General features: G+C 64.2%; 11 protein-coding genes. 3 read left to right on the top strand and 8 right to left on the bottom strand.

Translation table 11 applies throughout. The features are described 5' to 3' along the window. Nucleotides 1-7: 7 nt before the first annotated feature. The 6 genes from KF885_03185 to KF885_03160 all read right to left on the bottom strand — a co-directional run bounded on the left by KF885_03185 (nt 8) and on the right by KF885_03160 (nt 4,904). The gene (locus KF885_03185; GenBank protein ID MBX3048155.1) at nt 8-979 is read right to left on the bottom strand and encodes a GDP-mannose 4,6-dehydratase; all 972 of its coding nucleotides are present in this window, start codon (nt 977-979) and stop codon (nt 8-10) included. Then, entirely contained in the window at nt 979-2,298 is a 1,320-nt protein-coding gene (locus KF885_03180; protein MBX3048154.1) for a nucleotide sugar dehydrogenase, read from the bottom strand. The genes KF885_03185 and KF885_03180 overlap by 1 nt, the downstream gene beginning before the upstream one ends. An 89-nt stretch (nt 2,299-2,387) precedes the next feature. Continuing rightward, complete coding sequence (gene rimI, locus KF885_03175) at nt 2,388-2,873, bottom strand: ribosomal protein S18-alanine N-acetyltransferase (GenBank protein MBX3048153.1); 486 nt, start codon at nt 2,871-2,873, stop codon at nt 2,388-2,390. Beyond that, entirely contained in the window at nt 2,870-3,541 is a 672-nt protein-coding gene (tsaB, locus tag KF885_03170; protein ID MBX3048152.1) for a tRNA (adenosine(37)-N6)-threonylcarbamoyltransferase complex dimerization subunit type 1 TsaB, read from the bottom strand. The genes rimI and tsaB overlap by 4 nt, the downstream gene beginning before the upstream one ends. After that, complete coding sequence (gene tsaE, locus KF885_03165; protein ID MBX3048151.1) at nt 3,538-4,032, bottom strand: tRNA (adenosine(37)-N6)-threonylcarbamoyltransferase complex ATPase subunit type 1 TsaE; 495 nt, start codon at nt 4,030-4,032, stop codon at nt 3,538-3,540. Before tsaE ends, tsaB begins: the two co-directional genes overlap by 4 nt. A 20-nt stretch (nt 4,033-4,052) precedes the next feature. After that, nucleotides 4,053-4,904 carry an SDR family oxidoreductase gene (locus tag KF885_03160; protein MBX3048150.1) on the bottom strand — a complete coding sequence of 284 codons (852 nt, stop codon included), beginning with the start codon at nt 4,902-4,904 and terminating at the stop codon, nt 4,053-4,055. A 216-nt stretch (nt 4,905-5,120) separates the two neighbouring features. On the opposite strand from KF885_03160, the gene KF885_03155 reads away from it, so the two are divergent. Genes KF885_03155 through KF885_03145 form a run of 3 tightly spaced genes read left to right on the top strand, consistent with a single transcriptional unit; the run spans nt 5,121 to nt 9,974 of the window. Continuing rightward, nucleotides 5,121-6,794 carry a cobalamin B12-binding domain-containing protein gene (locus tag KF885_03155; protein MBX3048149.1) on the top strand — a complete coding sequence of 558 codons (1,674 nt, stop codon included), beginning with the start codon at nt 5,121-5,123 and terminating at the stop codon, nt 6,792-6,794. Further along, nucleotides 6,791-7,921: an NAD/NADP octopine/nopaline dehydrogenase family protein gene (locus KF885_03150; GenBank protein ID MBX3048148.1), complete on the top strand. Its 1,131-nt coding sequence runs from the start codon at nt 6,791-6,793 to the stop codon at nt 7,919-7,921. The genes KF885_03155 and KF885_03150 overlap by 4 nt, the downstream gene beginning before the upstream one ends. Nucleotides 7,922-7,967: 46 nt before the next feature. After that, a complete protein-coding gene (locus KF885_03145) occupies nt 7,968-9,974 on the top strand; it encodes a cation:proton antiporter (GenBank protein ID MBX3048147.1) in 2,007 nt (668 codons plus the stop codon). A 67-nt stretch (nt 9,975-10,041) separates the two neighbouring features. Here the strand turns inward: KF885_03145 and KF885_03140 are convergent, their stop codons facing one another. Both KF885_03140 and KF885_03135 read right to left on the bottom strand, forming a co-directional pair. Beyond that, entirely contained in the window at nt 10,042-11,109 is a 1,068-nt protein-coding gene (locus KF885_03140) for a phosphotransacetylase family protein (GenBank protein ID MBX3048146.1), read from the bottom strand. Next, nucleotides 11,106-13,241 carry an acetate--CoA ligase family protein gene (locus tag KF885_03135; protein MBX3048145.1) on the bottom strand — a complete coding sequence of 712 codons (2,136 nt, stop codon included), beginning with the start codon at nt 13,239-13,241 and terminating at the stop codon, nt 11,106-11,108. Before KF885_03135 ends, KF885_03140 begins: the two co-directional genes overlap by 4 nt. Between the last annotated feature and the right edge of the window lie 29 nt (nt 13,242-13,270).

Below are 13,270 nucleotides of genomic sequence, written 5' to 3'. Positions count from 1 at the left end.
GCGGGGCTCAGCCGATGTGAATATCCTTGGCCCACTCACGCTCGACCAGGTACCAATCCACCAGATGCTGCACCCCTTCACGAATGCCGACTTGCGGCTGCCAGTCCAGCGTCTTCATCGCTTTGCTCACATCCGCCCAGCTCGCCAGCATGTCGGCCGGATCCATCGGCTTGTATTCAATAATGGCTTTTTTGCCCAGAGCCTCTTCGATCAGGTGGATCAGGGCATTGATGCTGATCGACTCGTGCCCGCCCAGGTTTATGACTTCGTAGCCTACTGGTTTCAGGGCCAGGATCGTGCCGCGGGCAATATCATCGATATAGGTGAAGCCACGCGTCTGCTCGCCATCGCCAAACACTTGGATGGGCCTGCCCTCGCTGATGGCCTGCACGAAGCGGAACATGGACATATTCGGCCGCCCCGATGGCCCATACACGGTGAAATAGACCACCACGGTGACGTCGATGTCGTGCAGGAAGTGATACGAGTGCGCCAGAGTTTCAGCGCCCTTCTTGCTGGCGGCGTACGGTTGCAGAGGGCGGTTGCTCTCGGCGCTCTCTGGGGTGGGCAGCGGTGCCTCAGCCCCGTAGATGCTGGAGGTTGAGGCCAGCACGAACTTGGGCACGTTGCGCTGGCGGCACAGCTCCAGCATGTTCAGCGTGCCGGTCATGTTCGAGTCGACGTAGATCCACGGGTCCAGCACGCTGTCGCGCACCCCGGCCCGGGCCGCCAGGTTAATGACTGCATCAATCCGTTCGTCCGGGATGTGATCGATGACCTTGCGGTCAGAAATGTCCAGTCGGTGAAAGCTGAACTTCGTATCGGCCTGCAGCTTCTCCAGGCGGTGCTCTTTCATACGTACGTCGTAGGAATCGTTCATATTGTCGATGCCCACGATGCTGTGGCCTTCAGCCATCAGCAGTTCTGCCACCCGCCCGCCGATGAAGCCGGCGGCTCCCGTGATCAGGTAGCGCCCCACTACAGCCGCACCACTTTCGGGTTGCTCTTGGAAGCCGAACCCAACGCATTGCGCGTGTCCACGATCAGCTTGGCTTGTTTGAGCAGCTCAGCATAATCGTAGGCGGCGTGGTTGGTGATGATCACTACCGCGTCGGCTTGCTTGGCGGCCTTCAGATAATCATCCACCGAGTCCATGTCCCAGTCATCGTGTTGAATGTGCGGCACATGCGGGTCATGGTAGCTCACATCGGCCTTCTTTTCGCGCAGCAAGGCGATCACATCCAATGCCGGCGATTCACGCATGTCGTCAATGTCTGGTTTGTAAGCTGCGCCCAGCACCAGCACCTTGCTGCCGTTGAGGGCCTTGCCCTGGTCGTTCAGCGCTTCCAGAGCCCGGGTGACTACGTGACGCGGCATGTTGGTGTTGATCTCAGAGGCCAGTTCAATGAAGCGCGCCGTGTAGTTGAGGGACTTCATTTTCCAGGAAAGATACAACGGATCGATCGGGATGCAATGCCCCCCCAGGCCGGGGCCGGGAGTGAACTTCATAAAGCCGAATGGCTTGGTGGCCGCCGCGTCGATGACCTCCCATACGTCCACGCCCAGACGGTTGCACATCAAGGCCAGCTCGTTCACCAGGCCGATGTTGACCATGCGGAAGGTGTTCTCCAGCAGCTTGGCCATCTCGGCCACCTCGGTCGAGCTGACCGGGATCACGGTTTCCAGCGCCTGCGAGTACCAAGCGGCGGCCACTTCGCTGCAGGCCGCGGTGATGCCGCCGATGACCTTGGGCATATTGACCGTGGTCCAGTCCGTGCGGCCGGGATCCACCCGCTCCGGCGAGAAGGCCAGGAAGAAGTCTTCACCGACCTTGAGATCGTTGTTCTTGGTCAGCAGGTCCAACACCAGCTCGCGCGTGGTGCCGGGGTAGGTGGTTGATTCGAGGACGATGACCATGCCGGGGTGCAGTTGCTCGGCCAGCTTCTCGGTAGCCGAAACGATGAAGGCCAGGTCCGGATCGCCGGTCTTGCGCAGCGGCGTGGGCACACAAATGCTGACCAGGTCGATATCAGCCAGCTCGCCAAAGTCGGTGGTGGCGCGCAGCTTGCCCGCCTGGACCAACCTGGCCACCTGCTCACTCTCGATGTCGCCAATGTAGGACTCGCCCGCGGCGATGGCTTTGATCTTGCGCTCATCGGGGTCGATGCCCAGCACTTCAAAGCCGGCTTCGGCGAAGACGGCGGCCAGCGGCAGGCCCACATAGCCCAAGCCCAGCACAGCCATCTTGGCGCTGCGGTTGGCGAGTTTAGCTTCCAGTTCGGTACGAGTTTTGCTCATTCTGCCTCAAGGTTACAAGACGGAGGGCTGGCTTGGCCAGTCACTTCTTGGGAGTCTAAGTTCTAAAAATAAATCGGCAGCGGATTCTATCATGTGGGTTGATCCGCCTGTGCGCTTTGCGGCAACTGGGCCAGCTCCATCAAAACTGCGTCCTCACCATTGCTGTAAAAGCGCGGCCGTAAGCCGACTTGCCGGAAGCCAAACTGCTGGTACATGCTTTGCGCCGCCAGGTTGCCGCTGCGCACTTCTAAAAAGGCGCTGTGCAGTCCCAACCCGGCCGCTTCGGCCAGGGCGTGGGCCAGCAGACGGCGGCCGACCCCCTGCCGGCGCCGGGCGGGCGCCACGGTGAAGTTGGCGATGTGCAGTTCATCCTGCAGGCGCCAGGCCACGCAGTACCCGGCGATCTGGCCACCTTCGGCCTCGGCGGCCCACAGCAGGGCTGCCGGGTTGTCGTTCAGTTCAAAATCAAAACTCCCCTGGGTCCAGGGCCGGGGGTAGCTGTCTTGTTCCATGGTCAAGACGGCCTCTAGATCAGCGGCGACCATGCGCCGCAGGGTCAGCCCGCCTGCGCTCATTGCGGTACCGCACTGCTGGCTTGCAAATAGTGCGGCGCCAACCCCTGTGGGGCAGTGCGCTCGCCGGCCTGCCAGCGGTTCCAGGCCAGTTCCGCCAGCACCGCCGGGCGGCGCAGCCCCCAGGCAGGCGTCTGCAGCACGGCATTCTTGTACTTGCGCCCCAGGGTGCGGCGCTCGTCTTCGCTCAGCTCGCCGCTGACTAGCGTGGGGCTGGCAATGCTTTCGGTCAGTTCCTCAGCGGTCATCAACTGGGGTTCGCCTTGCGGCTGCCAGCCTTCCTTATATAGGTAACGCCCCACCGCCAGACGGCCGCGGCCGGCTTGCAGCACCGCCGCCAGCGGCAGTTCGCTGGGCGGCTGCCCAGCCGCCAAAATATCCAGGGTGGGCACCGCCAGCAGATCCAGCTTGTGGGCAAAGGCCAGCCCTTTGGCCAGCGCCAGGCCGATGCGCAGCCCGGTGTACGACCCCGGGCCGATCGCCACCGCCACCACTTGCAGGTCGGCCGCGCGCAAATGTACTGAGGCCAACAGCTTGTCGATGGCCGGGGCCAGGTTTACGCTGTGGTGCTGGCCGCCGTGCCAGCTGTGCTCAGCCAGCACTTGCAGCCCATCGTATAACGCCAGACCGCTGGTCTGTGTGGAGGTGTCAATGGCGATCAGAGTCATCACAATCCAAATACGCTATCGCGCAGGCTGGAGGCTATCGCCTGGTAGCGCTCACCCTGCGGCGAGATCTCCAGCCGGCGGCGGTCCTCGTCGATCCAGAACAGTTTGATCCACAGCCGCTCGGCCGGCAGGGCCGGCTCAATGCGCCCCGGCCATTCCACCAGCATCGGCCCCTTGGCCAGTAGATCGTCCAGGTCCAGCGCTTGGGCATCTTCGGCGGAGTTCAGCCGGTAGGCGTCCAAATGCGCCAGTTGCTGCCCATCGGGCCGGGTGTATACGTTCACCAGCACAAATGTTGGGCTGGTGACTGCCTCGGCCGAACCCCAGCCGGCGGTCACACCCTGGGTCAGCGTGGTCTTTCCGCTGCCCAGGTCGCCTTCCAGGCAAACCAAGTCGCCCGCCTGCAGCCGGCTGCCTAGCTGCATGCCCAAGCGGCGCGTTTGCTCCGGGGAATTGCTGAAGATCTCAAAGGCGCCGGCGCGCAGGATAGGCATACAGAATTATACGGCGGCGCCTAGCTTCGGCTGCGTCGTGTCAGCAGCCAGTCCAGCAGCCGGTCCGGCGCAAAACGCAGCGCGAAGATTGCCAGGGCGATCAATCGCCCCGGCGCGTAGCGCGTGCGCGGCCGCGTCGCCCTCAGGGCGTGCAGCACATCTCGAGCCACGGCCTCCGGCGGCACGCCGTGCATGCCCAGCTGCGCGGCCTGTTTCAGCCGGCTGCGCATCGCCGCACCGTACAGCGCCTCGGCTTGCTTGGGCAGCCGGGCGCTGGCCTCGGCGGCCTGGTCCAGCGACTTGTCCCAGATCGGCGTGGCCACCGGCCCAGGCAGGATGCTGGCCACATGCAGTTTCCAGGGACGCAGCTCGCGGCGTAACCCGTCGCTAAACGCCTCCAAGGCATGTTTGGAAGAGGAATACGGCACCAGGAAAGGGCTGGTCACTTTCCCGCTGATCGAGCTCATGTTGACCACCCGGCCCTTGCCTTTGCGCAGCAACGGCAAAAAGGCCTGCGTCACCGCCACCTGGCCGAGGAAGTTGACCTCGAACTGGCTGCGCAGTTCCTCGATGGGTAGGAATTCCAGCGGCCCGGTCATGGCCACCCCGGCATTGTTCACTAAGCCTTGCAGGCCGGCCCGGCCGGTCTGCTTTTGAATCGTCTTGACCGCCGCCTTGATCTGTGCCGGCTTGGTCACATCCACCGTCACGGGGGAGATGCTGGGGTGCATTTCTTCCAGCCGCTTGGCATCCGCGGCTTTGCGCACACCGGCAAACACCTGCCAGCCGCGTTCCGCCAGGTACAGCGCCGTGGCCTCTCCAATGCCGGTCGAAGCGCCGGTGATCAGCACATTTTTGTCTTTGGTGGCCATTACAAGATGTTAACCCGTCTGAAAGAATATTTTTCCGATAGAGATGGATGACATGATAAAATTTCCAAGTCTTGTCATCCGCCCGGCCTTGCCGGCGTCCAACCCTTCATCTCTGCTGAACTGCGCAGCCTGCTCAATCTAGTGTATTACGAAACATAAACATCAGCAGGCCGTTATCAGGGGAGCCAACCCGTACTCCTAGTGCAAGGAGGAAAAATGGCGAATTCAGCCTCCAAACAAAAAACCGTGGTCGCCGGCGCCCTGGGTGAGTGCGTGCATGTAGCCGGCGTGTCCAATTTTCTGCGCTTGGCACAGCAGGCTGGCTGGCGCACCGTCTTCTTGGGCCCGGCTGTGCCCATCGAACGCATGCTGGCGGTGGCGCGGGAGGAGAAAGCCGACCTGGTCGGCGTATCCTACCGGCTGACGCCGGAGACCGGTGAGCGCTTGCTGGCCGAGTTCGCCGAGGAAGCCGACGAACTGCACAGCGCCGGGGTGCAGTTCGCCTTTGCCGGCACGCCCCCGGTAGTGGAGCGCGCCGACAAGCTGGGTTTCTTCGCCGCCAGCTTTGACGGCACCGAAAGCATGGACGAAGTCCTCGCTTTCCTGCATGGCGAACAGGCCGGCCCGGCCAGCGAGGCCGACTTCCCGCAGACCACGGTGGGCCGCATCCAATGGAAGCAGCCCTACCCGCTGATCCGCCACCATTTCGGCCTACCCACCATGGAAGAGACGGTCGCGGGCATCCAGCAGATCGCCGAGGCGCGTGCCCTGGATGTGATTTCGATCGGCACTGACCAGGACGCCCAGGAGAATTTCTTCCACCCCGAGCGCCAGAACCCGCGCCGCCGCGGCGCGGGTGGCGTGCCGGTGCGCAGCGCTGACGATTTCCGCGCCCTGTATGCGGCCAGCCGCCACGGCAACTTCCCCCTGCTGCGCACCTACACCGGCACCGACGACTTCCTCAAGCTGGCTGAGATGTTCATGGAAACCATCAATATGGCCTGGGCTGCCATCCCGCTCTTCTGGTTCAACAAGATGGACGGCCGCGGCCCCTGGGACCTGCAAGGTTCACTGCGAGAGCACCAGGAGCTGATGAGTTGGTACGGTGAGCGGGATATCCCCGTCGAACTCAACGAAGCGCACCACTGGGGCATGCGTGACGCGCCGGATGCCATTTTCTGCGTGGCCCTCTACCTGGCAGCCTACAACGCCAAAGCCTATGGGGTGCACGACCACATCGTGCAGATGATGTTCAACAGCCCGCCCGGCCTCTCCGACACGATGGACCTGGCCAAGATGTTGGCCGGTCTGGAGTTGGTCTCTGAACTGGAAGACAAAGACTTCCGCGTGTGGCGCCAGACGCGCACCGGCCTGCTCAGCTACCCGGTGGATATTGAAGCTTCGCGCGGCCACCTGGCCGCAAGCGTCTATTTGCAGATGCAGCTCAAGCCGCACATCATTCACATCGTCGGCCACACCGAGGCCGACCACGCCGCCACCGCCGGCGAGGTGATCGCCGCCAGCCAAATGGGACGCCGCGCCATCGAGAACGCCCTGCGCGGCCTGCCAGATGCCACGCATGACCCGCTGATCGTCACCCGCAAGCAAGAACTGGTGGCCGAGGCGCGCCTGCTGCTGGACGCCATCCGCAAGCTGGCCGCGCCGGGTGTGCAGGACCCGCTGGCTGACGCGGCCACCCTGTCCGCCGCGGTGGAAACCGGCATCTTGGACGCGCCGCAGCTGGGCAACAACCCGCACGGCCGCGGCCAAATCCGCACCACTTTCGACGAGCGCGGGGCCTGCATCAGCGTGGACCCCGAGACCGGCAAACCGATCACAGAGAAACAGCGCCTGAACGCTTTGGCGCAGGGAGCAAGGAGTGCGCTATGAGCAAAAAAGTTGCCAAGAAGACTCGCTACACTGTAGTTGGCGCCGGCCACGGCGGCAAAGCCATGGCCGCTCACTTGGCCATCATGGGTTTCGCGGTGACCCTCTACAACCGCAACCCCGACCATATCGCCGCCATCCAGCGCCGGGGCGGCATTGACCTGGAGCCGGATGACCGCGGGCCGGAAGGTTTTGGCGAACTCAAGCTGGCCACCTCCGACATGGCGGCCGCGCTCAAGAACGCCGATGTGATCATGGTCGTGGTGCCTTCCAGCGCCCACATCGACATCGCCACCCTGGCCGCCCCGCACCTGAAGGATGGCCAGATCGTGGTGCTCAACCCCGGGCGCACCTGCGGCGCATTGGAGTTCTATCAAACCATCCGCGCTCACGGCTGCACGGCCGATGTGACCATCGCCGAGGCCGAGACGCTGATCTATGCCAGTCGTTCAGACGGCCCGGCGCAGGCGCGTATTTTCCGCATTAAAGAGGCCGTGCCGCTGGCCGCTTTTCCCGCCAAGCGCACCCAGGCGGTGTTGGATGCGCTGGCCAGCGCCTATCCGCAGTTCATTGACGGCGTCAATGTGCTGCACACCGGCCTGAACAACATGGGCGCCATCTTCCACCCGGCGCTGACCGTGCTCAACGCCGGGCGCATCGAATCAACCCATGGCGATTACGAGTTCTACATCGAAGGTGTCACGCCTTCGGTGGCCCGCGTGCTGGAGGTGCTGGACCGTGAGCGCGTCACCGTCGCCTCGGCTCTGGGCATCCGCGCCCGCACCGCCATGGAGTGGCTGCAGCAGGCTTACAGCTCCACTGGGGCGGACCTGCTGGAGGCGATCCACAACCAGCAGGGCTACCACGGCATTAAGGCCCCCAGTACGGTCAACCACCGCTATGTGACCGAAGACGTGCCGATGAGCCTGGTGCCGATCACTTCCTTCGGCCAGCGCTATGGGGTCTCGGTGCGCGGCATGGACGCCATGATTCGCATGGCTTCCTTTATGCACCGTACGGACTACTGGCACCGCGGCCGCACGCTGGACAAGCTCAACCTGGGCCAGTTGAGCGTCAGTGAGTTGACCCACTTCGTCAACGAAGGGCCGGAAGGTTTAGCGGCCACTTAACTGCCGACATCTTTTCGCAGGACAAAAACGGGCCTACAATTGGCGCATGCAACATGTGCCTGAACTCCTGGTTAATATCTCGGTGGCCCTGGGGGCTGCCTTCATTGGCGGGCTGATCGCCCGCCGCCTGGGTTTGCCCGCCATTCTTGGCTATCTGCTGGCGGGCATCGCCATTGGCCCTTTTACTCCCGGGTTCGCCGGGGATACCCAAACCATCCTGGACCTGGCCGAACTGGGCGTCATCTTCCTCATGTTCGGCGTGGGCTTGCATTTCTCTTTCGCCGATCTGTGGCGCGTGCGCAGCATCGCTGTCCCCGGCGCCATTGGCCAACTGCTGCTGGCGACCCTGATCGGTTTCCTGCTCAGCCAGGTCTGGGGGCTGTCGGTGGGCGCCAGCATCGTCATTGGCTTGGCGATTTCCATCGCCAGTACGGTGGTCCTGCTGCGCAACCTGATGGACCGCAATCTGCTCAATACGCATGCCGGCCAAGTGGCGGTGGGCTGGCTGGTGATGGAAGACCTGGCCACCATCCTGATCCTGATCCTGATGCCCGCCCTGGCCCCGCAAGGCGGCCAGTTCGAGTGGAACCAGCTGTTCATGACCCTCTTCAAAGCCGGCATCTTCGTGGCCCTCATGTTCCTGGTGGGCAAGCATTTCTTCCCCTGGCTGCTCAACTTCATCGCCCATACCCGCTCGCGTGAGCTCTTCATCTTGGCGGTGCTGTTCATCTCGCTGGGTACCGCCCTGGGGGCGGCCGAGCTGTTCGGCGTCTCGCTGGCGCTGGGCGCCTTCGCCGCCGGCGCCATCGTCAGCGAATCGCCGCAGAGCTACCAGGTCGGCGCGGATGTGCTGCCCTTTCAGGAAGCCTTTGCGGTCGTCTTTTTTGTTTCCGTCGGCATGTTGGTTAACCCAGCCTTCCTGATCGCCCATTGGATGGAGGTGGTGGCCCTGACCCTGCTGGTGGTGGTGGGTAAAGCCATCATCACCCTGGGCCTGGGCATGCTGATTAAAGGCCCGGCCCACGCCTTCCTGGTGGTGGCGGCTGGCCTCAGCCAGATCGGCGAGTTTTCCTTTATCGTCGGCCAGGCTGGCCTGCAGCTGGGCATGCTCACATCCAACGAGTATTCGCTGATCTTGGCCGCTGCCTTGATTTCCATCACGATCAACCCGGCGCTGTTCACGTTCATCGAGCCGGTTGAGAAGTGGCTGCGCAACATCCCCTGGTTGTGGCAGCGACTTAACCGCCAGGCGAGCTTCACGGATGAGCCTGTCGAGCTGGAAGAAGGCGCCGCGCCGGTGGTGATCGTGGGTTACGGCCGGGTGGGCAAGCACCTGCTGCGTGTGCTGAAACGCCTGGAAATTCCCTTGCTGATCATTGAGACTGACGCGGAAATGGTCAGCGAGTTGAACGAGATGGGCATCCCCACCATCTATGGCGACGCGGCCAATTCCGAGGTGCTGCTGCACGCCGGGCTGAAGAAGGCCAAGGCGATGGTGGTCACCTTGCCCGAAGAGGCCGCCACCGAGATCATCGTGGCCGCCGCGCACCGCGCCAACCCGGACCTGCCGATCATCGCCCGGGCGGCCACTGCCGAGAACATCGAGCAGCTCACCAAGCTGGGCGCCAAGCACGTCATCCAGCCGGAGCTGGAAGGCGGGCTGGAGATGGTGCGCCATACGCTGCTGCAGCTGGGTTTCCCGCGCCGCGAGGTGGACAGCTACGCCGAGGAAGTGCGCCACAAGCATTACGAGTTTGAGGACGAAAACCGCCGCGAGCACATGTTGCTGCGCAACTTGCTGCGCGCCGCCGGCGAAATGGAGATCACCTGGTATACGCTGGGCGAGGAGAACAACTCCATCATCGGCCACAACCTGGCCGAGAGCGACCTGCGCGGCCGCACCGGCGCTTCGATCGTGGCCATCATTCGGGGTGGCAAACTGATTCCTAACCCCAAGTCGACCACCATGTTCATCGCCGGAGACCGCATTGGGGCGATCGGCGAGGCTGAGCACCTTGAGGCGTTGGAAGCCTTGTTGAACGTCAATCAGTGATCTGCATCAAGTTAATAAAACAAAAGAGCCGCTGCAAGCGGCTCTTTTTGGTTGCCGGCGTCGTTTTTTACAGCTCCAGGGCGCGATTCAGGCGCTGCGCGTCCACATGCTTGTCGAACAGCTCTTCGAAACGCTGCAGCTTGGCCAGCTGGCCCAGGCGCGTCTTGCCGAAGACGCGGTCGATGGCCTCGACGATCTCCAGCGTGTTCCCGCTGGCCAGCATCACGGCTACGCCGCTTTCCTCGGCTTGCTTGAGGATCAGCGGACTGGGCTGCAAATTGCCGCTGAGGATCAGCGCCGCGGTGGAGGTTTCCAAAGCGGCCAACTGAATGTCGGCCCGGTCGCCGCCGGTGATGACCACTTTGTTGGGCTGCTTGCGGAAGCGGCTCAGCGCCGCGTCGGAGGTCATGGCGCCCACGGTCATCGTCTCGACCAGGGCTTGCGGGTCGTGCTTTTCGGTGAGCAGCTCGCCGCCCACCACGTCCAGCACTTCCTGCACGGTCAGCGCGCCCAGGCTGCGGTCCTCCGGCAGGCTGCCCAGCACGGTGATGCCGCGCTGCTCCAGATACGGCACGGCTTCCTCCTGCACGAACTTGGCCGCGTCGCCCGGCACGCGGTTGATCAGCACACCGCGCAGCCGTTCGCCCAGGCGGTGCTGGGCGGTCAGCGCATCATCCAGCAGGCGCACTTCGTCGCGGTATTTGACGATGGCCAGCGCGGTGCTGCCCAGCTCGGCGGCCACCTGCGGCGTGGGCAGGCCGACGGCGTAGCCCTCGCGCAAACTGCCGCCGCCTTCCAGGATCATGTAGTCCTTGCCCTGGGCGGCCGCCTCCAGCGCAGCTTTGACCCGCGCCATCAGGCTGGCTTGCTGGCCCTCGGCCAACAGTTCCTGCAGGCCTTCGCGGGTCACCACCACCGGCGACATTTCCCAAGGCTCGCTCTCCAGGCCGAGGATCTCTTTGACAAAGCCGGCATCCTCGTCGGCCCAGTGCTGGCCTACGCGCCAGGGCTGCAGGCTGAGCGGCTTCAGGTAGCCGACCTGGTGGCCGGCGGCCTGCAAGCGCTTGCCCAGCGCCAGGCTGGCGGCCGTCTTGCCCGAATAGCGTTCTACCGAGGTGATGTAAATCGATTTCATGAGTCCTCCGCGCTCTGGCTGCCGTCCAGCACCAGGCGCATATCCAGCGCCAGCGCTCCGCCCCCTTTGGGGAAGGCAATCAGCGGGTTAATGTCCAGTTCGACGATCTCGGGGAAGTCCTGCACCAGTTGGCCGATGCGCAGCAGTGCGTCGCACACCGCCGCCTTGTCCACTGCCGGCTGGCCGCGCACGCCGTCCAGCAAGGCGCTGGTGCGCAGCTCGCTGAGCATCGCCTCGGCGTCCTGGGTGGAGAAGGGCGCGATGCGGAAGGTCACGTCTTTCAGTGTCTCCACGTAGATGCCGCCCAGGCCGAAGGTCACCAGCGGGCCGAACTGCGGGTCGCGGTTCATGCCCACCAGCACTTCCATGCTGCCGCCGGTGACCATCTCCTGCACCAGGCAGCCCCAGATGCGCGCATCTGGCAGATAGCGCTGCGCCCGGTAAACCATCAGCTCGTAAGCGTCGCGCACCTCGGCGTCGCTGCGCAGGCCGACCTTCACGCCGCCCACATCGGTCTTGTGCAAAATATCCGGCGAGGCGATCTTCAGCACCACCGGGTAGCCCAGCTTGCGCGCTTGCTCCACGGCCTGGTCGGCTGTCTCGGCCAGCTCGGACTGCGGAATGCGCAGCCCGATGGCCTCCAATATCTGCCGCGATTCCAAGTCGCCGATGGTCAGGCGGCCCTCGTCGCGCGCCTTGGCGATGGCGGCCCGGATGGCGGCCTGGTCGAAGTCGAATTGCGCATACTGCGGCTCGGGCTGCTGGCGGATGCGGCGGTATTCGGCCATGGCCCAGAAGGCCTGCGCCGCCCGGTTGGGGAAGGGGTAGTTCGGCACGCCGGCCCGCATCAAGATCTCAATGCCGGGCTGGATGCGCTTGGCGCCCATGAAGCAGGTCAGCACCGGCTTTTCGCTTGCCGCAGCCAGCTGGGCCACTGCTTCGGCGGTCGCCTCGATCTCGGTCATCGCCTGTGGCGTGACCACCACCAGCACGCCGTCTACGTTGGGGTCGGCGGCCACGATATCGATGGCGGCCTGAAAGCGGTCGGCGCGGGCGTCGCCCAGCACGTCCACCGGGTTGTTGGCGCTGGCCGCCCCCGGCAGGCTGGCCTGCAGCGCCTGGATCGTGGCCGGTTCCAGGCGGGCCAGGGTCAGCCCGTAGTGCTCCAGAGCGTCGGTGGCCAGAATGCCCGGGCCGCCGGCGTTGGTGATCACCGCCACGCCGTCGCCGCGCAGCGCCGGCTGGTAGCCGAAGGCCAGCGCCATGTCGAACAGTTCTTGCATGGAATTGGCGCGGATCACGCCGGCCTGGCGGAAGGCGGCCTGGTAGGCCTGCTCCGACCCGGCCAGCGAGCCGGTGTGTGAGGACACGGCGCGCGCCCCGGCCTGGGTGGTGCCGGACTTGATTGCCACGATCGGCTTGACCCGCGAGACCTGCCGGGCGGTCTGCATGAAGCGTTGGCCGTCGGTCAGTTCCTCGCTGTAGAGCAGGATCACGCGGGTGTTCTCATCATCCTGCCAGTCTTGCAGTAGGTCAATTTCGTTGATGTCGGCTTTGTTACCCAAGCTGACGAACTTGGAGAGCCCCAGCTGGCCGCCCTGGGCCCAGTCCAGGATGGCGGTGCCCAGCGCGCCGGACTGCGAGCTGAAGGCCATCGGCCCCTGCGGCGGCGAGTCGGCCGCGAACGAGGCGTTCAGCGGGGTAAAGGTATCAATAATGCCGAGCACATTGGGGCCGATGATGCGCATGCCGTACTGCTGGGCGATGGCGATGACTTCCTGCTCGCGCTGCACGCCCTCCGGCCCGGCTTCGCGGAAGCCGGCCGAGATGATCACCGCCGCTGGGATGCCCTTCTCGCCGCACTCACGCAGCGCCCCGGCCACTGCCTTGTCCGGGATCACGATCACGGCCAGCTCGATGCCCTCAGGCACGGCGGCCACGCTGGGGTAGGCGCGCAAGCCGAGGATCTCTTCCGCTTTGGGGTTGATCGGGTAGACCTGACCGACCTTGACGTAGCCGCCCTCCACCAGGTTGCGCAGCACGGCATGGCCCAGTTTGACCGGGTCTGTGGACGCGCCGATGACGGCCACAGAGCGGGGGGCGAAGAAGGCGCGCAGCTGGCTGGCGGGCATGCCCCTATTGTAGCCGGGCCGCCGTCTGC

The organism is Anaerolineales bacterium, from assembly GCA_019637805.1.
GTDB lineage: Bacteria > Chloroflexota > Anaerolineae > Anaerolineales > UBA11579 > JAMCZK01.
Note: the sequence above shows the minus strand (reverse complement) of the source record. Positions and strands in the feature narration are given on the sequence as shown.

Bases quoted from the DNA above. Each gene is read 5' to 3' on its own strand.
- KF885_03180 (MBX3048154.1), bottom strand. From the start codon at position 2,298: ATGAGCAAAACTCGTACCGAACTGGAAGCTAAACTCGCCAACCGCAGC.
- rimI (MBX3048153.1), bottom strand. From the start codon at position 2,873: ATGAGCGCAGGCGGGCTGACCCTGCGGCGCATGGTCGCCGCTGATCTA.
- tsaE (MBX3048151.1), bottom strand. From the start codon at position 4,032: ATGCCTATCCTGCGCGCCGGCGCCTTTGAGATCTTCAGCAATTCCCCG.
- KF885_03160 (MBX3048150.1), bottom strand. From the start codon at position 4,904: ATGGCCACCAAAGACAAAAATGTGCTGATCACCGGCGCTTCGACCGGC.
- KF885_03155 (MBX3048149.1), top strand. From the start codon at position 5,121: ATGGCGAATTCAGCCTCCAAACAAAAAACCGTGGTCGCCGGCGCCCTG.
- KF885_03150 (MBX3048148.1), top strand. From the start codon at position 6,791: ATGAGCAAAAAAGTTGCCAAGAAGACTCGCTACACTGTAGTTGGCGCC.
- KF885_03145 (MBX3048147.1), top strand. From the start codon at position 7,968: ATGCAACATGTGCCTGAACTCCTGGTTAATATCTCGGTGGCCCTGGGG.
- KF885_03140 (MBX3048146.1), bottom strand. From the start codon at position 11,109: ATGAAATCGATTTACATCACCTCGGTAGAACGCTATTCGGGCAAGACG.
- KF885_03135 (MBX3048145.1), bottom strand. From the start codon at position 13,241: ATGCCCGCCAGCCAGCTGCGCGCCTTCTTCGCCCCCCGCTCTGTGGCC.